The following is a 21853-nucleotide window of genomic DNA, read 5'->3' as shown; positions in this document are numbered from 1 at the left end:
GCGAAAGGGGAACGGCTCAGGCGCGGCGAGCGTTGCCCTGGCGCTCGCGTTCGGCGACCTTGGCGCGGACCAGCGGCAGCAGTTCGCGGCCATATTCAACGGCATCGTTCAGTGGATCGAAGCCACGGAATAGGAAGTTCTCGATGCCCAGGTCGTAATAGTCGAGCACGGCATCGGCGACCTGTTCAGGGGTGCCGACCAGTGCCGTGGAGTTGTGTCCACCACCGACCAGCCCGGCGATGCCGGTCCACAGCCTTTTGTCCACGCGTGCGCCTTGGGCGACGGTTTCTCGCAGGCGCTGGGCACCGATGCTTTCCGGCTTCAGGGAAACCTCCAGCTTTTCCCGTTCCAGCCGCGTGCGGGCGGTATCGAGTACGGTATCGGCTTTGGCCCAGGCTTGCTCTTCAGTGGCACCCAGGATCGGCCGGAAGGACACGCTGAAGGCGATGTCGCGGCCATGTTTGGCCGCTTCGGCGCGGACTTGCTCGACGATCTCGCGGGTCTGGGCCAGTGATTCACCCCACAGCATATAAACGTCGGCATGCTTGCCGGCCACCCGGATCGCCGCCTCCGACGCGCCACCGAAGTACACCGGCAGGTGCGGTTTTTGCGCGCTCTTGATCGCCGAGAAGGCATTTTCGGCCTTGTAGAACTGGCCGGCGTGATCGAAAGGCTTGTCTTCGATCCAGACTTTCTTCACCACGTCGAGGAATTCGTCGGTACGGGCATAGCGCTGGTCATGGTCGAGGAAGTCGCCATCCTTGCGCTGTTCGGCGTCGCTGCCGCCACTGATCACGTTCAGCGCCAGGCGGCCATCGAGCAGGTTGTCCAGGGTAGCCAGCTTACGGGCTGCCAGCGTTGGCGCGACGAAGCCTGGACGGTGGGCCAGCAGCAGGCCGATCTTCGAAGTCGACAGGCCGGCCAGGGCGGTGACCAGAAAGCCATCAGGCTGATCGGACCAGTAGCCGATCAGGATGCGGTCGAAACCGGCGTTCTCATGGGCCTGGGCGAAAGAGCGGATGTAGTCCTTGTCGAATACCGGGCCTATCGGCGCGATGGTTTCCGAGGAAAGACGATGGCCGATCATGCCGAGAATTTGAAGGCTCATATGCAAAAGCTCCTGCCTGTGGGGTTTTGAGGGACAAGAGCTTGCTTATTTGCTTAGAGCCTGTTCACGATCTGCTGCGCGTCGGCCATACGGCGTTGAAAATGGCCTGGATCGCCAGCCCGGTCGGAATGCTCATTTACCACTCGTAAACTCGCACGCCAGTCCGGTCCGCTTGCTCAGCCATTTTCGCCTTGTCTGGCTCTAGCTCGCGAGATCGTGAACAGTCTCTTATAAGAAAAGGATCTTGTCCGACTTGTTGTTTAGAAGGCTACAGAGCTAATCGATATGATGGAAATTCATTTTTTGCATATTCTAATATGCAAACTGTGCCCGTTTATGGCCCTCGCTTCGCTCGCCTGCTTTTGCGCAAGAGCGCTGGTAAGGAAAGTGCCTTGAGCCTGGGGTCGTTCAGGCAGTCGGGGTTTTGGATTCGCTGCGGGGCTTGCTGGTCAGTTCGGCCAGTTGTCCGGCATCGAGCGTTTCCTTCTCCAGCAGGCGGCGGGCACAGCGTTCGAGTAATGCCCGGCGCTCTTCGAGCAGGGCCACGGTACGCTGGAACGCCCGTTCGATGATCCCCTGCACCTCACTGTCGATGGCGGTTGCCGTGGTTTCGCCATATTCGTGGCGAGCCGGTAGCCCATATATCTGCTCGTTCCCCAGATAACTGTGCTGGTCGCGTTCCAGGCTGACATGGCCAAGGCGCTCGGACATGCCGTAGCGGGTGACCATGGCGCGGGCGATGTCGGTGACCTTGACCAGATCGTCGGCAGCACCGGTGGAAAAATGGGAAAACACCACCCACTCGGCCGCACGGCCACCGAGCAGGACCGCCATCTTGTTTTCCAGCTCCTCGCGGGTCATCAGAAAGCGATCCTCGGTGGGCCGCTGGATGGTGTAGCCGAGCGCACCCATCCCGCGTGGGATGATCGATACTTTGTGCACCGTGTCCATTCCCGGCAGAGCCATGGCCACCAGGGCGTGGCCCATTTCGTGATAAGCGACGACTTCCCGCTCCTTTGGATTGAGCAGGCGATTGCGTTTTTCCAGCCCGGCGACAATGCGTTCGATGGCCGCCGTGAAATCGTCCATCGCCACCGCTTCGGCCTGCCGGCGGGTGGCGAGCAGCGTTGCTTCGTTGACCAGGTTGGCCAGATCGGCACCCGTGAAACCGGGGGTCAGCGCGGCGATCTGCTGCGGATCGACATCCACTGCCAACTGCGTCTTTTTCAGATGTACCTGAAGAATCTGCACGCGCCCGATTTTATCGGGTCGATCCACCAGTACCTGGCGGTCGAAGCGTCCGGCGCGCAGCAGGGCCGGGTCCAGGATTTCCGGGCGGTTGGTGGCCGCCAGCAGGACCAGTCCGGTGGAGGTATCGAAGCCGTCCAGCTCGACCAACAACTGGTTGAGGGTCTGCTCCTTCTCGTCGTGGCCACCGCCCAGCGGGCCGATGCCGCGGGCACGGCCAAGGGCGTCCAGCTCGTCGATGAAGATGATCGCTGGCGCCTGGGCCCGGGCCTGCTCGAACAGGTCGCGGACCCGCGCTGCGCCGACGCCGACGAACATCTCGACGAACTCGGAACCGGAGATGGAAAAGAACGGCACTTTTGCCTCACCGGCTACCGCCCGTGCCAGCAGGGTCTTGCCAGTGCCCGGCGGGCCGATCAGCAGCACACCCTTGGGCATGCGCCCGCCAAGACGGCCATAGGCCTGCGGCTCCTTGAGGAAATCGACGATCTCCTTGAGTTCGTCCTTGGCCTCGTCGACCCCGGCCACGTCGGCGAAAGTCACCTTCATGTCGGTCTCGACATAGATCTTCGCCTTGCTCTTGCCAATCTGCATCATGCCGCTGCCGAGCCCGCTCCCCATGCGCTTGAGCAGAAACAGCCAGAGCGCAAAGAACAGCAGCGCTGGCAGTGTCCAGGAGAGCAGATCGCGCAGCAGGGTACTTTCGATCTTGCCGGCATAGCGAACCGGAAACTGCTGCAGGTGCTGAGCCAGATCCGGCTCGACACGGGTCGCGACGAAGTGGGTTTGGCCGCCTGGCAGTGGCTCCTTGAGCGTCCCCTCGATCTGCCGCTCGGAAACCGCCAGCTCGGTGATCCGGCCTTCCTTCAGGTATTGCTCGAATTCGCTATAGGGGATCTGCGCGACCTGCTGTCGTTCGGTCAGCAGGTTCTGGATGAGCATGAATCCCAACACGGCGATGAACCAGTAGCCGATATGAAACTGCGCCTGTTGTTTCACGGTGCCTCCCATGTGGATCAACGTGCCTTCTGCCGAGCCTGTTTGCGCATGGTCTGCGCAGCGAACAGGCTGTGACCTGTTCAAGATTCAGCACCTATCCACAAATAGTAGCCATGCTGAATGTCTGACAACGGTGTGTTTGACGCTCATCATGGCTGCCAAGGCATGGGCGACCTCGGATAAGCCTTGGAGCCATGTCGCGTCGGACGCTTGAAGGCGGCTCTTGCGTCAACTCACGACAGCATCAAGCAGACGCGACTCTAGCGGCTTGCCGCAGTCCATCGAAGATCATGGCGCGATCCAGGCAGACAGGTCGCCTGGAAATCTGTTTTCAGGATCGCTGCGTTACCATTCAAGGCTCTATAAGCCGTAGACATCCTGCTTGGCAGGCTATCAGGATCTCTTGCGCCAGTTGCTATCATCGATAGCCCGGGCCAGCGGATCATGCCTACCGCGATTTGCAGAGCCTGTTGCCGTGTATTCGTCGTCGTTGGTTCAAGTCCAGCCTCCAGGCGTGCAATGAATGCCGTGAAAACTTGGGTATAGCTGCTTCGAATGGCTTCATCCTGGCGAGAGGCATCGCTAACCATAAAAGCCAAAGGACAATGCATCTGATTGCCATCCCGATGGCCCATTTGAAGATAGTTTTTCACTATCTGCTGCAAATCTTTTGCACCGACCCGCTCAAGCAACACACCACCTGCTCGGGCTGCATTTCGAAAGGCTTCGTTATAAAGCTCTGCCTTGGATGCAAAGTGATGATAGAAGGCCCCACGAGAATTTTTTCCTCGGGCTGCTGAGCGCTGAGAGACAGTGTGCCAACATCAGACTCTATGTTCTTGAACATAAAGTCATGCCCAGCAGTATATTGACTTCAATCTCTGTTCAGGAAATGACCACATGAGTCTGCATATTCTGGGTCCCGGGTTCAGTACCTTCGTCCGCAGTGTTCGGCTGTATTGCGAGGAGAAATTGCTGAGTTACACGTACGGCCTCGAAATCAATGGCCAGACGATAACTCTACGCAGTCCAGAGCATCTGGCTCTGCATCCCTTTGGCAAGATCCCTGTGCTGTTGCATGGAGAGCGACGTATTTTTGAGACTGCGACTATCTGCCGTTACCTTGACGAAGCGTTTCCCCAGTCTTCTTTGCAACCGAGGAATTTGGCCCAGAGAGTCGAAGTGGACCAGTGGTCGGCCGCCCTGGCCTTGTATGTCGATGATCGGTTGATCCGCCATTATCTTTTGCTGCTGGTTTCTCCTATGCAACCGTCACGACCTGTCGATCGGGAAGCGGTGATTGCTGCCGAACCCCTGGTCATCCAGACCCTGGAGCTTCTGGAGCGACAGGTAGGTATTCAGGAGTTCTTCTGCGGAGCGGATTACAGCATGGCTGACGCTATCCTCACGCCTATGCTCGATTATTTGCAGCGCCTGCCAGACAGTGCGGTATGGTTGGAACAGAGACCGGGGCTTCATGATTATCTACATCGGATGCGGTTACGTCCCTCGGCAAGCAAGGTCTTGAATGAGCCCAATCAGAGCCTCCGCAGTAGGTAACCTATTCGTAAAGGCATATCCCGTTTCTGCCGAAAGGGCGCGAGATTGATCGCATCCTGCCTGAAAGCGCTTTGCCTCGGGCTTTGATATCGAGCGCCGACCCGATAGGCTGAAATGCTCTTGATCATAGAAGGTCGACACCGATGCTCCTGTCCCGTGTGCGAAGATTGTCGATATTGCTGGTCCTGCACTTGCTGATCGGGTTTTCCCTGATTCCATCCCTGGACCTGCCACCGCTTGGCCAGCTCATTGGCTGGGCGCTGCTGGTGGTGTCGTCTCTGCTGGTGCCGCTGGGTTTCCAGTCGCGCAATATCCAGAAACCGTGGCTGGCCTGGGTGAGCCTGTTGACGATGGGGGTTTTCTCCAGTCTGGCTGTGTTTTCACTGTTGCGGCTGGTGCTGCTGGGGATCTTGCTACCCTTCGGCGAAGCCTCTGCCTGGGCGCATGGATCAGCGGTTGCGGTGCTGGTCATCGTGGCAGTGGTCAGCCTGTTCGGTGTGTTCAATGCACGCCGTCTGGCCCGAGTGAAGGAGGTGGAAATCGCACTGCCTGGGCTGCCGGAGGCGTTTTCCGGCTTCAGTATCGTGCAGCTCAGCGATATTCACGTCGGCCCGACGATCAAGCATGACTATATCGAGCGTATCGTCCAGCGGGTAAACGGTCTGGACCCGGACTTCGTCGCCATCACCGGCGATCTGGTGGATGGCACCGTGGCTCAGCTTTCTCGCCATATTGCCCCGCTTGGAGCGTTGCGTGGACGCCATGGCGTCGCCGTGGTCACTGGCAACCACGAATATTACGCCGGTGCACTGCAGTGGATCGACGAACTGCGGCGCATCGGTCTGTCAGTACTGCTCAACGAGCATCTCGTGCTCCAGCACGATGGCGCCGAGCTGGTGATTGCCGGCGTCACCGACTATTCCGCCGGGCGCTACTTCGACACCCACCGGAGCGACCCGCTCGCCGCGCTGGTCGGAGCGCCAGAAGCCGCCCGCAAGATTCTCCTGGCGCACCAGCCGCGTTCGGCGCACGCGGCGCTGGAAGCCGGTTTCGACCTGCAGCTTTGCGGGCATACCCACGGTGGCCAGTTCTGGCCATGGGTCCACTTCGTTCGCTTGCAGCAGCCGTGGGTGGCTGGAATTCAGCAGTTGGGCAAGCTGAAGGTTTACATCAGCCGCGGCACTGGCTACTGGGGGCCGCCCATTCGTTTTGCCGCGCCGGCGGAAATCACCCACATTCGCCTGATTGCCGCATAGCCTTGCAGGTCAAAGATCGGCATGCTCCACGACTTCGACCCTGTCTCGATGCCGTTTGGCGCGGTAGAGAGCCTTGTCGACAGCGCCCAGCAGGGATTCGAAATTTTCCTTGCTGTCTATGGTAAAGGTGTCGGCCAGGCCGGCACTGAACGTGATCCGTAAACGCAAATCCGCTGCCAATGACTGTTGCTGCAGCGCAGTGCGCAAACGCTCCATGAAGTGCTGCGCTTGCCGAGTATCCGACCTTGGAAAAACCAGTAGAAACTCCTCGCCACCCCAGCGGACGAACACGTCCGCTTGCCGCTTGAGCTGAAAGACCGTTGCAGAGAAGGTCTGGAGCACAGCATCGCCGCTGGCGTGTCCATGTTCGTCGTTGATTTTCTTGAAATTGTCCAGGTCGATCATGGCAATTGCCAACGGATACCGCTGACGTTTCGCCTGTGCCCACTCTTTGTCAAGGAGCGCAAACGCGCCACGGCGATTGAGGGCTCCAGTAAGCGTATCGGTGATGCTCAGATGCAAGACCTGCAGGCGAAGCTGCTCTTGCAGCATCAGGGCGAAGCTCAGGGTGAAGAGAAAAGAGACCATGAAATCCATGGCAAGAGCTGTTATCGAGGGCAGGTCCGGTTTATCGAAAGGCAGAGGCGGCGGTGGATCGAGCGATAGCATCAGCAGTGACGAGCCATGGAAAAAGATCAATACCACCTGCCCAGCGAGTAATCCCCATGCGCCTCGATAACGGCTTTTCAACGTACTGGTGGCATGGAACTGGAGCCCTATCATCACCAGGATCATCAACGTGAACCAGGGGAATATGTGCGCGGTATGAATCGTCAGAATTGCGCCAACTGCGTAAAGAGTCGGCAAAGCCAAGTCCTTGGCATGCCATACGCTATCGCCAACGCATTCGGACAGGTGTTGCAAGGCCCGTGTATGACAGCCGATGGCAACCAGCAGAAGTGTGGTTCCGGTGATCAGGGCGGCTTCGGGAGAAAATACTTCCAGCCAGGCATATTGCTCCCCCAGAAGACCCGGCTGTAGCAGCGCGACGGTGCGGTAAGCCGCGAGCAGAGCATCCCCGGTAGTCCACCAATGCAATGCGACGTTGTGTTTGCCGAGCCCGACATAGGACAGGAAAAGCACGAGCGTTGTCATTATCCCGAATGGCGTGATGATGAAGAGCAACGTGACCGGATCATTCAGGAGCATAAAACAGCGGCTTTCATCATAAAGGGCGACGAGCCGATTTTCCGGCTTTTGGCGTGGCGAACGCGATCATCCGTTTCACCGCAGAAACGCTGTGCTTCGATTCACACAGCCGTGGCATGAATGGCCCGGTTCATTCTGTTTTATCGGCTTGGCTGGCTTTGGCGAACGCCAGGATCACTTCTCGCACAATTTTGCGTTGCGGCGTGGACAATGAGAGGAAGGCTTCGAAGGTTTCCCGCTCCAGATAATAGTTGGCGCTGGTTTCCTGCACTTGGATCGCGCTTGTGCAAGACCGTATCGATGGCTCGCCGAAGCGCAGCGTCTGTGGCTCCACGTCCAGCCATTTAGCCAATACCTGCAACTTGTCCTGGGAGGGAATGGACTGGCCTCGCAGCCAGCGAGAGGCTGCCTGGAAGGTGACCGAACGCCCCCAGTAGCGCGAATTGAATTCACGCTCCAGCACTGCCGGCCGGTCAGGGTAGCCCGCGGTAAGCATGGCGTTGCGTAGTCTTTCGGCGAATTCGGTTTTCTCGTTCATGGAAGCGGACGCTAAAGTCCGCTTTCATTACAAAGTGAACTATTGATTTCAATTTTATTGAAATTTTTGATTTCATTGTCAGCTTTCTAATAAGCCGGCAATGCACCATGGTCAAATCCCTGCTCGAACAGCTCCCCGAAATCGTCGCCCGTGGGCGGCAGCAAGCCGAACGGATTCTCGAAAGCCTGGAAGGACGCCACCGGGTAAGCCTGCAAACCCGAGAGTGGGTTCTGCCTTCACGGGATTCGCGGGAAGCCGACTGGATCGCTTCGGCTAACCGGCAAGACCTGCTTGGCGAAAAGCCTGCGCAGGTTTGGGCCAACCGCTTGATCTATGGCGACAATCTGCTGGCGATGGCCGCCTTGCTGGCCGGTGACGAACACACGCCGAGCCTGCGCGGCAAAGTCGACCTGATCTATATCGACCCACCGTTCGACTCCAAGGCGGATTACCGGACCAGGATCGCATTGCCCGGAGTAGAGCTGGAACAGCGGCCGACAATGATCGAGCAGTTCGCCTATTCGGATACCTGGATGGATGGCACGGCCTCGTACCTGGCGATGCTTACGCCACGACTGATCCTGATGCGGGAGTTGCTTTCGGATAAAGGCAGCTTGTGCATTCATATTGGCATGCAGGTCAGCCACTACGTCAAAGCCATCGCTGACGAAATTTTCGGCAAGGATAACTTCAATACTGAAGTCACCTGGTCCTATGGCACGCCCAGCGGCGGCCGGGCGGCGGGAAACAAGATCGTCAAGGCACACGAATACTTGCTCTGGTATGCCAAGCAATACGGCGAGCATATCTACCGCAAGGAGTATTTGCCCTATTCGGAGAAATATCTGGTTGAGCGCTTTACCGAAGTGGATGAAAACGGGCGACGTTATCGGACGCGCGAACGCCAGAAAGGCTACTTCGAGCGCCAGTATCTTGATGAAAGCAAGGGCGTTCCGCTTTCGACAGTATGGACGGACGTCAAGCAGCTCTATGCCTATCACCTGCTCAAGCGCAAGCAGGAAGAAACCGGCTACGACACCCAAAAGCCCGAGGCGCTGCTGGAGCGGATCATTCAGACCACGACCGAGCCGGACTCGCTGATCCTGGATTTTTTCGGTGGTTCCGGCACCACCGCCGCCGTTGCCGAAAAACTCGAACGCCGCTGGATCACCACTGATCTCGGCAAGCCCGCCTGCATGATCATGCGCAAACGACTGATCGACCAGGGAGCCAGGCCTTTCCTCTACCAGGCCATCGGCGATTATCAGGTCGAAGCCGCGAAGAGCGCTTTGGGTCGCAGCTTTCGCGTGGGCGATCTGTCCAGCATCGTGTTGTCGCTCTATGGCGCGCGGCCTCTGCAACCCGAAGACAATCCCTTGCGCAACCTGGGGGCGACGACCGCTGGCGGACGCAAGACGCTGGTACTGGTGGATTCGCCGAACAAAATGACCGGAGTAGCCACGCTGAACAAGGCCATCGCCCAGCGCGACAATCTGCTGGGTGGCTGGGACAAGGTGGTGGTACTGGGCTGGAACTTCGAACCGGCCATCGGTGAGAGTATCTCCGCGCTGGCGGATGACCGACTGGAAGTGCTGGTGATTCCGCCGGATCTGCTCGATCGCTTGAAAAAGAAGGGTAACAGCATCGAGAAGTTGCGTGGACAGGTGCGCTTTTCCAGCCTGCAATATCTGACGGTCTACCCCATCGAACGGCAACCCTCAGCCTCAGTTTCTCCCGCAGAAGGTGAGGAGAGACAGGCGCGAGAGGAGAGACTAAACGTTCGCCTGGCCAATTACGTGTTGCTGTCGCCGGAAGCGATCAACCTGGATGAAGCGAACCGGAAAAAGCTGCATGAGGTGATGAACCGGGAACCATTGGCCTTGATCGAGTACTGGGCGGTGGACCCGGATTACGACGGCGAGGTCTTTCGCTCAGTCTGGCAGGACTATCGCGGCAACACCGCCAAGGATGAAGGTTCATGGCGGGTGGTGGCCGAGGCGCATTTTTCGGTCCCGTATAAAGCTGGTGAACGCCGCGTCTGCGTGCGGGTGGTGGATGTGTTCGGCTTCGAAGCAGAAGTCATCCAGGTGCTGGCGCAGGTGCAGCCATGAGCCAGGATCAGTTGGCTCTTGCCAAGGCGCTGACCGTGCGCAGCAATCAGCTCTGCATCGGTTTGGAACAGGGCGTGGCGGACATTCTGGAGCTGGTCACGCCGACCACCGCCGAGCTGCTGCGCTGGTGGTTCGGCGAGGAAGCTTGCCAGGCCCGCCAGAACCTGAATTTTCACCCTGGCCAGCGCCAGGCGATCCTCCATACCCTGGTCGCCCACGAGGTGCTGGCCAGCGCTGGTTTGGTCGATCTGTACCGGCAAGCCTGTCCCGATGCACTGCTGGACGACCATCGCCTGACCGAGCTGAACCAGGCCAAGCACGCCCATCCGAAATACTGCCTGAAGATGGCCACCGGCACCGGCAAGACCTGGGTGCTGCAGGCGCTACTGGTCTGGCAGTTGCTGAACAAGAGCGCGGCGCTGGACGAAGGACGCGACGACCCGCGCTTCACCCGGCGCTTTCTGCTGGTGGCGCCGGGGCTGATCGTCTACGAGCGACTGCTGGACGCCTTCCTCGGCAAAGAGCTAGAAGGCGACAAATCGCGCGACTTCGCCAGTTCCGATGTGGTGCGCTATGCCGAGCTGTTCGTACCGCCAGCACATCGGGAGCGGGTACAGCAGTTCGTCCGCGGCAATACTTGCGAGAAACGGGAAATCGGTCTCAAGGCCACCGGCAACGGGATGCTCGCCATCACTAATTGGCACCTGCTGAGTGAAGTGGAGGACATCGACGAGGACGTGACCATGGACGCGCTGGCGATGGTCGCCGAACCCTCGACCGTCGCCTACGACGTGTTGCCGCTGACGCCAGGACACGCCACCGGCAACAGCCTGGATGTACTGGACCGCCGCTATGCCCGCGGTAACATGCTGGAGTTCCTGGCCAGTCTGCCGGATCTGATGGTGTTCAACGACGAGGCGCACCATATCCATGCAGTAAAGCGCGAGGGTGAAACCAGCGAGGTGGAATGGCAGAAAAGCCTGTCGCGCATCGCCGAAAGCAAGGGGCGACGCTTCGTGCAGGTGGACTTCTCCGCCACGCCGTATAACGACGTAGGCAGCGGCAGGAAGAAGAGCAAGGTCTATTTCCCACACATCATTGTCGACTTCGACCTGAAAGAGGCTATGCGCCGAGGCCTGGTGAAATCCCTGGTGCTGGACAAGCGCAAAGAAATCGGCGCGCTGCCCTTGGCGTTCAAGGCCGAGCGAGACGAAAGTGGCAATGTCGCCCTGTCCGAAGGACAGCGAGTTATGTTGCGCGCCGGGCTGCGAAAACTGCGTGCTCTGGAACAGGATTTCGTCCGCCTCGATCCCGACCGCCATCCGAAGATGCTGGTGATCTGCGAGGACACCAAGGTTTCTCCTGTGGTTGCTCAGTTCCTGCACAACGAGGGCCTGCACGAAGACGATGTACTGACCGTAGACTCGGGCAAAAAGGCCGAACTGGGCGAGAAGGGCTGGGCTCCGGTGCGCCAGCGGCTGTTCAATGTGGATCGACACGTGCAGCCACGGGTGATCGTCAGCGTGCTGATGCTGCGTGAGGGCTTCGACGTCAATAATATCTGCGTGATCGTACCGCTGCGTTCGAGCCAGGCGCAGATCCTCCTGGAGCAGACCATAGGTCGTGGCTTGCGGCTGATGTGGCGCGACTTGGAGTACGCTGACATCAAACGCGAGAACCGCGAACGCATCAACCGGGGCGAAGAACCGGGAAGTCTGATCGATATTCTGTCCATCATCGAGCATCCAGCCTTCCAGAGTTTCTACGACGAACTGGTGGACGAAGGGCTGGTGGGTGTCACCAGTAATGACGGCGACAGTATCTCCGGCACCGGCGATCTGATCCCCTCCGAATTGCGTGACGGCTACGAGCAGTACGATTTTGCCTTTCCCTTCATCCTGCGCGAGACGGAGGAAAGCCTGGAACATGCGCGAATCGAGCTCACCGAGCTACTGCCATTCAGCGCCATGAGCCGGACGGCACTGGCCAAACTGCTGGGCAAGGGCGACGTTTTTACCTCTCAGGATCTGCAGAGCAGCACGCTGTTCGGCGACTATCGGGTCGACGGCGTGGTGATGAACGTCAACGGTTATAACGAGTTGCTGTCGCGTCTGACTCGACGCATCAGCCAGGCCTTGAGCCAGCCGTTGCCCAAAGGCAACAGGATCGCCCAGCATCTGGCCAACCCTTACCTGCAGATGAACACCGCGCAACTGGCATCGGCACTCGACGACTATATCCGCGAACGGCTGTTCGGCGCGGCCTTCGAGCCGTTCCGCGATGAAGGCTGGCGGCTGTTGTTGCTGCAACCGGTGATCGAACACATCGTCAAGGTATTCGCTCTGGCATTGCTACGCGCAGAAGAACGACCGCTGACCGGCAGCACTGAAGTGCATCACCGCAGACTCTCGGAGGTAAAGCGGCTATTGGTGCGTGAAAGCGCCTCGCTGGCGGTGGGCAAGTGCATTTATGAGCGGCTGCCGTTCCCGACTCACAGCGGTGGGCTGGAACGCGCTTTTATTGAGTGGGCACAGGCAGATGCGAGCATTGCCGCGTTCTGCAAAATCAGTGAGAACCGTCATGATTTCGTGCGTTTGCGCTATGTGAAGGAAGACGGCCTGCCGGCTTTTTACTTTCCGGATTTCCTGGTGCGCACCGCCGAGGCTATCTATTTGGTGGAAACCAAGGCACAGCAGCAGATCAGCCATCCGAATGTGCAGCGCAAACTGAGGGCGGCGGTGACCTGGTGTGAGCGCATCAACGGGCTTGAGTTGGATCAGCGTGGTGGTTTGCCATGGCATTACGCGCTGCTGGGCGAGTCGCTGTTTCACGACTGGCGACACAAAGGTGCGCCGTTAAGCCAGCTATTGGCGTTTAGCAGAACCAGGTCGAATTTCGCTGCCGATGCTCAAGGCGCGCTGAAGCTGTAGCTGGTCGAGCCATAGTAAAAGGGCTGGAATCGGGCAGCGTGGTCTTGTCGCGACATGGCTATGCTAGGGATCTGCATTATCGATAGGGATGGGGTCTGCATGGGCTGTGAGTCGCTCAAGAAGCTCTCCGGCATCGACGAGTCGCTCGCACTCCTCGTCAGTCAAGCATGCCGTGATTGCCGCCATCAGCCAGTCGTCGCGGCGTTGACGGCTGAGCTGCAGAACATCTCGTCCGGCGTCCGTCAGTCGAATACGTACTTTGCGGCGATCCAGGGCATCCGGTGTACGGATAATCAGGCCGGATGCCTCAAGCTCGCGTAACACCGCGGCGAGATTGGAGGAGCGCATGTTTTCCGACGCTGCGAGCGTTGATGGTGTAACGCCATCGCCAAGCCGATCAATGGCGCTGATTACCAGCATGCGAGTCCAGGATTCGGGATCGTTTTGAGCCTCTTGACGCAAGCGTCGCGTCAGGTGGGTCAGCTGACTTCGGAGCCGAGTGACATTGAGAGGTTTAGCTGAATTCATTTATCTATTTTTTCATAGCTATTATAGAGTAGCAATTAGCTGGTCATTGTTTTTTCAATCCCATGAGCATGGCCGCTATCTGTCAAGTTATCTATTTCCAACCGGTACCAGGAGAAAATTCATGCCGAAAGCAGGCCAGATTTTCGAGCGTGTTTTACTGACCAACGACGATGGGTTCGACGCGCCGGGATTGCGTGTGTTGGAGCAAGTCGCTGCCACTTTGGCACGGGAAGTCTGGGTTGTTGCGCCGGAGCACGACCAGAGTGGTACCTCACATTCACTTAGCCTTCATGATTCGCTGCGTGTCAGTCGGAAAAGTGAAAGGCGCTTCGCCGTCCGTGGAACGCCTGGGGACTGCGTTGTGCTGGGCGTACGTCATTTGATGTCTGGTGGATTACCGGAGATGATTTTTTCCGGTGTCAATCGTGGCGCAAATCTTGGCGTGGAGACAGTCTTCTCCGGCACTGTCGGTGCCGCCATGACGGGCATGCTGCTGGGTGTTCCCTCTATCGCGCTGAGCCAGGCTTTCAGTGATCGAAATGCCGTCCCCTGGGAGACGGCGAGGACCTTGGCGCCTGAGATCATACGCCGTCTCTCGGTAATGGATTGGCAGAGGAATACCTGCCTCAACATCAATTTTCCCGATTGTCCTGCAGATCGTACGGGACCGCTGACCCTGACCTGTCAGGGTGCCGGCCTGCTGGATGGGGTCGACGTTGTGTCGCGTTCAGATCCAAGAGCCATCGACTATCACTGGCTGCAGTTGTCTCGATCTCTCCGACAGGATGCCGAGGGAACCGAGGCAGCTGCGGTTGCAGCAGGGTGCATCTCTGTCACCCCGTTGCGATTCGAGCGAACACACGCTGAGGCACTTGCAGAGATGCGGATGGCCTTGGCTTCGACGGAATAAATATCAAGGGCGAAGGTAGGCTGAACCGTTGTTTTCATTGCCCATGTGCGCCGTCTTCACCAACTACTGCCCAGCCCCAGCAACTCCAGCGCTCGCTGGCGCAGTTCTACCAGATGCGGGTCGTTTCGATGACGCGGGTAGTCGCGGCCGACTTCCAGCGCGGCGAGTATCCGTGCCGGGCGGTTGCCGAACACTAGCACCCGGTCGCAGAGCAGCAGGGCTTCTTCGACATCGTGGGTGACCAGCAACGAGGTGTAGCGTTGCTGTTGCCAGAGACGGATCAGTTCGCTCTGCATGGCAATCCGGGTCAGCGAGTCGAGTTTGCCCAGCGGTTCGTCGAGCAACAGCAGGCGCGGCTCGTTGACCAGCGCGCGAGCCAGTGCGGCGCGTTGGGCCATGCCGCCGGAGAGTTGGCGCGGGTAGGCGTCGCGAAAGTCGGTAAGGCCAACCTTGGCCAGGGCTTCATCGATGCGCTCGCGCTGGCTGCCGAGCAGGCCACGCGCTTGCAAGCCGAGGGCGACGTTGTCCCGGACTGTGCGCCAGGGGTAGAGCGTTGGGTCCTGGAAAACCAGGATACGTGAGGGGTCCGGCGCGCGGATCGGCTGGCCGTCGGCAAGGATTTCGCCGGTCAGCGGCGTTTCCAGCCCGGCGACCAGGCGCAGCAGGGTGGACTTGCCGCAACCGGAAGGCCCGAGTAGGGCCACGCTTTCGCCTGGCTGCAGGGTCAGGTCGATCCGGTTCAGTACTGGTAGGCTGGTTCCGCCTAGCTCGAAGGCGTGGCTCAGGTTCTTCACTTCCAGGCCCAGGCCATTGCTCGGTGCCCGGTTCGCTACGGCAGCGGCGCTTACCATTTCACGGCTCCTTGTTGCCAGGACAGGACACGGTCGCGCACCAGGAACAACAGGGTGATCAGCCCGGAGCAGAGCAGTGCCATCACCAGCAATGCAGCGTACATATTGGCGTAAGCGGCCCAACCCTGGGCCCATTGCAGATACCAGCCGAGACCGGCCTTGACGCCCATCATTTCAGCCACCACCAATACCGAGAAAGAGGCACCCAGCCCCATGAACAGGCCGACGAACACATGCGGCAGAGCGGCTGGAATCGCCACGCGGAAGATCAGGAAGCGCTGGCTGGCGCCCAGGGTGCGAGCTACGTCGTAATAGGCGCGGTCGACGCTGGCCACGCCCGACCAGGTCAGTACAGTCACCGGAAACCAGGTTGCCAGGGCGATCAGGAACACGCTGGCACCCCAACTGCTGGGGAAGATAAAGAAGCAGATCGGCAGCAGGGCCGTGGAGGGAACCGGGCCGAGAATGCGCAGTACCGGGTGCACCCAGTAGCCGATGCGCTGCGACCAGCCAATGGAGATGCCGGCGACGAAGCCGAATACCGCGCCGAGCAGTACGCCGTTGAGCAGTAGCCAGAGCGAGTGCAGCAGGCTTTCGGCCAGGCGCGCCCAATCCTCGGCGTAGACTTCCAGCAATGCCTGGGGAGGGGCGAAGAAAGGTACCGGCAGCAGTGCCTGCTTGGCGGTCGCCAACTGCCAGAGACCGAGCAGGATCGGCAGAACGACCAGCCATTTGCCGGCCGGTCGCAGCTTTCTGGCAAAGCGTCCGGGGAGCAGGGCGATCACTGCCAGTAGCGCGGCGAAGCCGAGACTGAGATTGGCCAGCTCCTGGGTGTAGGGCCAGTCCCGCGTGGCGTTGGGGGCTTCGGTGCTGTACAGGGCGAAGGCGACCCAGCACAAGGCTGCGACAAATCCTGTTCCCCAGAAGGGAAAGCTGCGCCAGGTGCCCTGGCGCGACAGTTCAGCTGAAGACGTCGGCATGGATACTCTCCGCAAATTTCAGAGGATCGGTACTGGCGCGCAGCACTTCCACGGTCTTCAAGTCCTTGGCATAGACCGCAATTTCCCGGGTGAAGGCGTTGCCTACCGAGTAGTGCGCATGGGTGTGTTGGTTGAGGATGGCGTTGACTTCCTCGGCCGTAGTGTTGAGTGCGATTTTCAGAAACTGCTGGGCAACGACCTCTGGATGCTGCGACGCCCAGACATGCGCCTGGAGGATCGAGTGGGTAATGGCGGCGGCGACCGGCTTTTGTTTGCGTGCCAGGGTGCCGCTGACGCCAACGACGCAGCAACTGAGGTTGGCGTATTCCTCGGCCAGATTGGTGGACAGCTCGCGCATCCCAGGCTGGTTGCCCAGGCGGTACATAATGGGATCGGAACCGCTGGCGGCCTGGATTTCGCCTTTCTCCAGCGCTGTGCCAAGCAGATCGATTGGGTAGGTTCGCCAGGACACATCCCGCACAGGATCGACCCCGTGGCGCTTGAGTAGCAGCGAGAAGAAATTCTTGTCCGGACTGGCCATGTCCGTCACACCAATGGTCTGACCCTTGAGTGCTTCGAAGGTCTGTGGCCCGCTTTCCTGGGTAATCAGGCGCAGGCAACCGCCATGGGTACCGGCAGTCAATTTCACATCGAATCCCTGTTCGAGGGCCTTCAGCCAGCGCAGTGCCATGCCGATGGCGGCATCGGCCTTGTTCGTGGCCAGCGATTCCAGCAGCACTTCTGTTGAGTTACCGAAATTGACGAATTCCACATCCAGGTTGTGCTGGCGAAAGATACCCTGGGTATTGGCCACCGTGACAGGGGCCAGGCAAACCGCGTTGAGGTTGACCGCCAGCTTTATCTTTTGCGGGGTCGGCAATGCCCAGCGTTGAGCATCGAGCGCAAAATCCGCGCTGCTGGCTGCAACTGGGTGGGCATGCTGGGCATGCGGGTTGTCAGCGCCCAGGGCGAGACGGCTGAAAGCCGCGGCAGCTGCGGCGCTGCCAGCCAGGCCAAGCAGGTGTCGACGGGTGAGGTGCGGGGCATGGGTCATTCGAGTCACTTCCTGGTGCTGATCAACTGTCGATTGGCAGGCACCGCGTGGTCGGGAAGCTGCAGCCAGATGGTGTCGTTCCGATGATCCTGCTGGTGTCGCGGATTTCGGAGTTTCGCGTCGTTGCGCTTTGTCGGCGGGTTACCTGGATGGACTGGTCGGCGCTCGCAGCCGGGAGAACACCGCGGCCTGGTTCGACAGGCACGGCGGTGGTTACTCCAGGGAATTTGCTTATCGACGTCAAAGGCATCGGAAAAGCACCGGCAGACGACTCTGGATTATTCGTGTCGCTCGGTAGTCCGGTAGCCTATCCAGGCATGCGTCGGTTCAACGGCCTGCATCTCGCAGGAGGATGTGGTTCAATACTGTACGCATAAAACGGCAAATGGAAATTCGATCTGGTTATATTTTAATATTCTTATATTTTATGTTTTTATCTTGCCGATATGTATTCAATGGATAATCTTTATACTCAATTGCCTGCTCAGGGTTTCATGGGCGGATTACGGGGAAAGCGCGGAATGTCCTCGCAGATATTGATCCAGGGCTGTGCGGTTTCGCACCACATGTTGACCTGGGGTTGCAGCCAGGATGTGTCGTCCAGGGTGCCGGCCTTGATCCAGTCCAGCCTGGGCGTAGCTTCCACCACGGAAGCGATGGGCGAGCCGCACTTGGGGCAGAACCGGCGCAATACCGAGCGGCCGTCACCACTTTTGGTCTCGAAGGAGGCCAGCGGTTCGCCCTCGAAATGGATGGTGCCCTTGGGGACGGCGATCAGAATGGAAAACGACGAGCCGGTTTGCTTCTGGCAGTCCCGGCAGTGGCACACGCCGGTCATGGCCGGCTTCGTATTCGCTTCCGCCCGGTAGCGCACGGCGCCGCAGAGACAGCCGCCAACGATCTTGGTCATTGATCTTATCCTTTTGAAATTCCACATTGTTGCAGAGCAAGCGCCAGCATATTTTCTCGCCCCGATGGCTAAAGCAAGCGAGCCGGCTCGGGGAGTACACACAAATGTGGAGAAACTGGCTAGAGTAGTCCGTCGGGATGCGTCATTGTGGCGCAGGATGGGGTCGCAAGACCCTATGAATTCCGGGATTCTGGATCTCTTGTCTGACCAACCGGTAAAGCCCGCTCTGTTAGAGGCTGTTGCACGGATTCAAACCGGATTCCGGCACGTGTCTATGCGGAGGACTCAAGATGCTCGGTAATCAGTCTTCCGAACAGCTCGATGGCTCCTTGCAGGTTTCCGACGAAGCGTGGCTGCAACAGCCAGAGCTCCACTACCGGTTTGAAGTCGCCGAGATTGACGATCTCCAGTTCATCTCGGTAGCGGCTGATCTGTAATAGCGGCTCGGGGATGAGGCCAAGGCCGAGGTTCTTGGCTACCAGCCCCATCTGCAGGTCAGTACCGAAGGTTTCCAGATTGGTCTTGAGCTTCAGGCCCTGGTCGAGCAGAGCGCGCTCGAGCCCGGCGCGAAAGCCGCAGCCATCCGGGTTGAGCACCCAGCCCCGTTCACTGCAATCGGCAAGCTGGCTGCTGCGTCTGCCATGGCGAGGCTTCCAACTGTTGCGAGCGGCGACCACCTGCAATTTCATACGGGCCAGCACAGTACCGACGATGCCTTCAGGAAAACCTCGACCCACCGGAAAGAGTGCAGCTACGGCATCCAGTTCGAGATTTTCCAGGCGTTCCAGCAGGGTATTACCCCAGCCATTGGATACCTGAGTCTGCAAATCGGGATAAGCGTTCTTCAATTGCTCCAGGGCATCCAGCAAGACGATGTCGCCGACGGTCTGGGGGACGCCCAGGCGCAGGATGCCGCTAGGAATCGCATCGTGGGCGACTATTTCGCGCAGCACATCCATGGCCCGCAGTACTTCTCGGCATTGTTCGTAGACGCGCAGACCCATGGCCGTCGGTTTGAGGGGTTTGGTGTTGCGGTCGAGCAGCTCGCTACCCAGGGCATCCTCGAAATTCTGCACGCGACGGGTGATGGCCGACTGGGTCAGTTGCAAGGTGTCGGCGGCCACGCTCAGCGATTGGCAGCGAACGACAGCCACGAAAGCTTCGATGTCATCTGTTTTCATGCGTTCTCAACATATTAGCTTATAAGTAAAATGAATTTTTATAATTTTTTCCTGCTTGGTAACGTGTTGTCACCTGTCATGCACTGGAAAAATGACGATGAATCAACCCCTTTTACGCCTTGAGCGTTTGCGTAACTTTGTCGACGGGCTGGCTGCCTTGCTCGAACGGCGCAGTGATGAGCATAACGTGTTGAGCGAAGGCAAGCGTCTGCTGCATGAGTTGGTTCGGCATGACGACTGGCTACCGGAAGAGTTTGCCCGACCCGACCCCGATCGTTATCAACAATACCTTTTGCATGCCGATTCCCGGCAGCGGTTTTCTGTGGTCAGTTTCGTCTGGGGGCCGGGGCAGAGCACGCCGGTGCACGATCATCGTGTCTGGGGCCTGATCGGCATGCTGCGTGGCGCCGAACAAGCGCAGAATTTTTCGTTGACGGCCAGTGGACTGCAACCCAGTGGCGAGCCGCTGCGCCTGGAACCTGGCCAGGTGGAGGCGGTGTCGCCGCGTATCGGCGATATCCATCAGGTGAGCAATGCGCTGCGCGACCGGGCTTCGATCAGCATTCACGTTTATGGCGCCAATATTGGCGCAGTGCGGCGTGCGGTGTATTTGCCGGATGGTACGGAGAAACCCTTCATTTCCGGTTATTCCAATAATTTCCTGCCCAATATCTGGGATCTTTCCAAAGAAGGTGCTGCATCATGAGTCGTATCGCCAGTCGATCATTTTCCGCTATTCGCCAGGCGTTGCTGGAACGCCGCGAGCTGGCACTACTGGATGTGCGCGAGGAAGCGCCGTTCGCTGAAGAACACCCGCTGTTTGCCGCGAATATTCCACTCTCGCGCCTGGAAGTCGAGGTTTATGCCCGTGTTCCACGACGCGATACTCCAATCACTGTCTACGACGATGGTGAAGGATTGGCGCAACTGGCCGTCGAGCGTTTGCAGACACTGGGTTACACCGATGTCGCTCTGCTGGAAGGTGGCTTGAACGGCTGGCGCGAGGCGGGCGGCGAGCTGTTTCGCGATGTGAACGTGCCGAGCAAAGCGTTCGGGGAGTTGGTGGAAGCCGAGCGCCATACGCCTTCGCTGGCTGCCGAGGAAGTCAAGACGCTGCTGGATGCCAAGGCCGATGTGGTACTGCTGGATGCGCGACGTTTCGATGAATACCAGACCATGAGCATTCCCGGTGCCATCAGCGTGCCGGGTGCCGAATTGGTTTTGCGTGTACGCGAACTGGCGCCGAATCCAGCTACCTGGGTGATTGTCAATTGCGCTGGCCGTACGCGCAGCCTGATCGGCACTCAAGCGTTGGTCAACGCCGGGATTCCCAACAAGGTAGCAGCACTGCGCAATGGAACCATCGGTTGGACCCTGGCCGGGCAACAATTGGAGCATGGGCAGGATCGTACGTTCGGTGCAGTATCGGTGGGCAATCGTGTCAACGTCGCACGTTCTGCCCGATCAGTAGCCGATAAGGCTGGGGTCGAGCGTGCGAGCCTGGCCGGCCTGGCGCACTGGCAGAGCGACGCTGGTCGTACCACTTATTTGTTCGATGTGCGAACCTCTGAAGAATATGCAGCCGGCCATCTGCCAGGTTCGCGCTCCACACCTGGTGGCCAACTGGTGCAGGAAACCGATCACTTCGCCAGCGTACGTGGCGCGCGCATTGTCCTGACGGATGACGATGGCGTTCGCGCCAACATGACTGCTTCCTGGTTGGCACAGATGGGCTGGGATGTACAGGTGCTGGACGATTTGCAGGGTGCCGATTTCAGCGAGCGCGGAAGCTGGTCTGCGCCGGTTCCGCCACTGGCGCCAACCGAAGATATTTCACCAGCCACCTTGCAAACCTGGCTGGACGAAGGCAATACCGTGCTACTGGACTTCACTACCAGTGCCAACTACGTCAAACGTCATATTCCGGGTGCCAAGTGGGCGCTGCGTGCTCAACTGCCACAGGCTCTGGAAAAATTACCGCCGGCGGGGCGTTATGTCGTCACTTGTGGTAGCAGCTTGTTGGCGCGCTATGCCGTTACCGAGTTGCATGAACTGACCGGCAAGCCGGTTTTCGTGCTGGCTGGTGGGACGGCGACCTGGATTGCCGCTGGTTTGCCGCTGGAAGAGGGTGAGACGGCATTGGCGGTGCCGCGCACAGACCGCTATCGCCGTCCCTACGAAGGTACTGACAATCCACGTGAGGCTATGCAAGCTTATCTGGACTGGGAATTTGGTCTGGTCAAGCAATTGGGGCGTGACGGTACCCATGGTTTTTTCGTCATCTGATACGCAATCCTGTCCAAATGCCAGCCCAGCTGACTGGCATTTTTCTTTCAACGTTCGCGATAGCGCACTGCTATCCAGACGACGCAATAATGGTTCGCACTCACCGTCGACAGCCTGCCTGATCGGGCGGGCCAGGCCAGTTAGTTGTAAACACGGCCTTTTGCCTGTCTCTTATACTTAAGAAGAGAACGATA

Annotated in this window: 18 protein-coding genes; 7 read left to right on the top strand and 11 right to left on the bottom strand. The window is 58.9% G+C overall.

Annotated elements, in window-relative coordinates:
* Window positions 1–16: 16 nt before the first annotated feature.
* The 3 genes from FHR87_RS02720 to FHR87_RS02710 all read right to left on the bottom strand — a co-directional run bounded on the left by FHR87_RS02720 (window position 17) and on the right by FHR87_RS02710 (window position 4047).
* On the bottom strand, window positions 17–1108 hold the full coding sequence (locus FHR87_RS02720; protein ID WP_183165189.1) for an LLM class flavin-dependent oxidoreductase: 1092 nt from the start codon (window positions 1106–1108) through the stop codon (window positions 17–19).
* Between the two features lie 408 nt (window positions 1109–1516).
* A complete protein-coding gene (gene ftsH, locus FHR87_RS02715; RefSeq protein WP_183165188.1) occupies window positions 1517–3355 on the bottom strand; it encodes an ATP-dependent zinc metalloprotease FtsH in 1839 nt (612 codons plus the stop codon).
* 260 nt (window positions 3356–3615) lie between these two features.
* Window positions 3616–4047 carry a hypothetical protein gene (locus tag FHR87_RS02710; protein ID WP_246335765.1) on the bottom strand — a complete coding sequence of 144 codons (432 nt, stop codon included), beginning with the start codon at window positions 4045–4047 and terminating at the stop codon, window positions 3616–3618.
* A gap of 208 nt (window positions 4048–4255) precedes the next feature.
* Between FHR87_RS02710 and FHR87_RS02705 the strand changes: the two genes are divergently transcribed.
* Both FHR87_RS02705 and FHR87_RS02700 read left to right on the top strand, forming a co-directional pair.
* The gene (locus FHR87_RS02705) at window positions 4256–4915 is read left to right on the top strand and encodes a glutathione S-transferase family protein (RefSeq protein WP_183165187.1); all 660 of its coding nucleotides are present in this window, start codon (window positions 4256–4258) and stop codon (window positions 4913–4915) included.
* Between the two features lie 143 nt (window positions 4916–5058).
* A complete protein-coding gene (locus tag FHR87_RS02700; RefSeq protein WP_183165186.1) occupies window positions 5059–6171 on the top strand; it encodes a metallophosphoesterase in 1113 nt (370 codons plus the stop codon).
* 9 nt (window positions 6172–6180) lie between these two features.
* On the opposite strand, the gene FHR87_RS02695 is transcribed toward FHR87_RS02700, so the two are convergent.
* Window positions 6181–7380: a GGDEF domain-containing protein gene (locus FHR87_RS02695; protein ID WP_183165185.1), complete on the bottom strand. Its 1200-nt coding sequence runs from the start codon at window positions 7378–7380 to the stop codon at window positions 6181–6183.
* Between the two features lie 130 nt (window positions 7381–7510).
* Window positions 7511–7918 carry a transcriptional regulator gene (locus FHR87_RS02690; protein ID WP_183165184.1) on the bottom strand — a complete coding sequence of 136 codons (408 nt, stop codon included), beginning with the start codon at window positions 7916–7918 and terminating at the stop codon, window positions 7511–7513.
* 107 nt (window positions 7919–8025) lie between these two features.
* Between FHR87_RS02690 and FHR87_RS02685 the strand changes: the two genes are divergently transcribed.
* Window positions 8026–10029: a site-specific DNA-methyltransferase gene (locus FHR87_RS02685; protein WP_183165183.1), complete on the top strand. Its 2004-nt coding sequence runs from the start codon at window positions 8026–8028 to the stop codon at window positions 10027–10029.
* The gene (locus tag FHR87_RS02680; RefSeq protein ID WP_183165182.1) at window positions 10026–12959 is read left to right on the top strand and encodes a DEAD/DEAH box helicase family protein; all 2934 of its coding nucleotides are present in this window, start codon (window positions 10026–10028) and stop codon (window positions 12957–12959) included. The genes FHR87_RS02685 and FHR87_RS02680 overlap by 4 nt, the downstream gene beginning before the upstream one ends.
* A 63-nt stretch (window positions 12960–13022) precedes the next feature.
* On the opposite strand, the gene FHR87_RS02675 is transcribed toward FHR87_RS02680, so the two are convergent.
* Entirely contained in the window at window positions 13023–13487 is a 465-nt protein-coding gene (locus tag FHR87_RS02675) for a MarR family winged helix-turn-helix transcriptional regulator (RefSeq protein WP_183165181.1), read from the bottom strand.
* A 121-nt stretch (window positions 13488–13608) separates the two neighbouring features.
* On the opposite strand from FHR87_RS02675, the gene surE reads away from it, so the two are divergent.
* Window positions 13609–14397: a 5'/3'-nucleotidase SurE gene (gene surE, locus FHR87_RS02670; protein ID WP_183165180.1), complete on the top strand. Its 789-nt coding sequence runs from the start codon at window positions 13609–13611 to the stop codon at window positions 14395–14397.
* A 56-nt stretch (window positions 14398–14453) separates the two neighbouring features.
* Here surE and FHR87_RS02665 read toward each other — a convergent pair whose 3' ends face one another.
* The 5 genes from FHR87_RS02665 to FHR87_RS02645 form a co-directional block, all read right to left on the bottom strand.
* On the bottom strand, window positions 14454–15248 hold the full coding sequence (locus tag FHR87_RS02665) for an ABC transporter ATP-binding protein (protein WP_183165179.1): 795 nt from the start codon (window positions 15246–15248) through the stop codon (window positions 14454–14456).
* Window positions 15242–16228 (bottom strand): ABC transporter permease, encoded by a 987-nt coding sequence (locus FHR87_RS02660; protein ID WP_183165178.1) that lies wholly within the window; start codon window positions 16226–16228, stop codon window positions 15242–15244. The genes FHR87_RS02665 and FHR87_RS02660 overlap by 7 nt, the downstream gene beginning before the upstream one ends.
* Window positions 16209–17282, bottom strand: coding sequence for an ABC transporter substrate-binding protein (locus tag FHR87_RS02655; RefSeq protein ID WP_183165177.1), 1074 nt, complete (start codon window positions 17280–17282; stop codon window positions 16209–16211). Before FHR87_RS02655 ends, FHR87_RS02660 begins: the two co-directional genes overlap by 20 nt.
* A 484-nt stretch (window positions 17283–17766) precedes the next feature.
* On the bottom strand, window positions 17767–18192 hold the full coding sequence (locus FHR87_RS02650) for a GFA family protein (RefSeq protein WP_183165176.1): 426 nt from the start codon (window positions 18190–18192) through the stop codon (window positions 17767–17769).
* Window positions 18193–18464: 272 nt separating this feature from the next.
* Window positions 18465–19373 (bottom strand): LysR family transcriptional regulator, encoded by a 909-nt coding sequence (locus FHR87_RS02645; protein ID WP_183165175.1) that lies wholly within the window; start codon window positions 19371–19373, stop codon window positions 18465–18467.
* Between the two features lie 97 nt (window positions 19374–19470).
* On the opposite strand from FHR87_RS02645, the gene FHR87_RS02640 reads away from it, so the two are divergent.
* Window positions 19471–20079 (top strand): cysteine dioxygenase family protein, encoded by a 609-nt coding sequence (locus FHR87_RS02640; protein ID WP_183165174.1) that lies wholly within the window; start codon window positions 19471–19473, stop codon window positions 20077–20079.
* Entirely contained in the window at window positions 20076–21659 is a 1584-nt protein-coding gene (locus FHR87_RS02635; protein ID WP_183165173.1) for a rhodanese homology domain-containing protein, read from the top strand. Before FHR87_RS02640 ends, FHR87_RS02635 begins: the two co-directional genes overlap by 4 nt.
* The last annotated feature ends 194 nt before the right edge of the window (window positions 21660–21853 follow it).

The organism is Azomonas macrocytogenes, from assembly GCF_014191985.1.
Classification (GTDB): Bacteria; Pseudomonadota; Gammaproteobacteria; order Pseudomonadales; family Pseudomonadaceae; genus Azomonas; species Azomonas macrocytogenes.
This window is presented reverse-complemented; position numbering and strand designations above follow the sequence as displayed.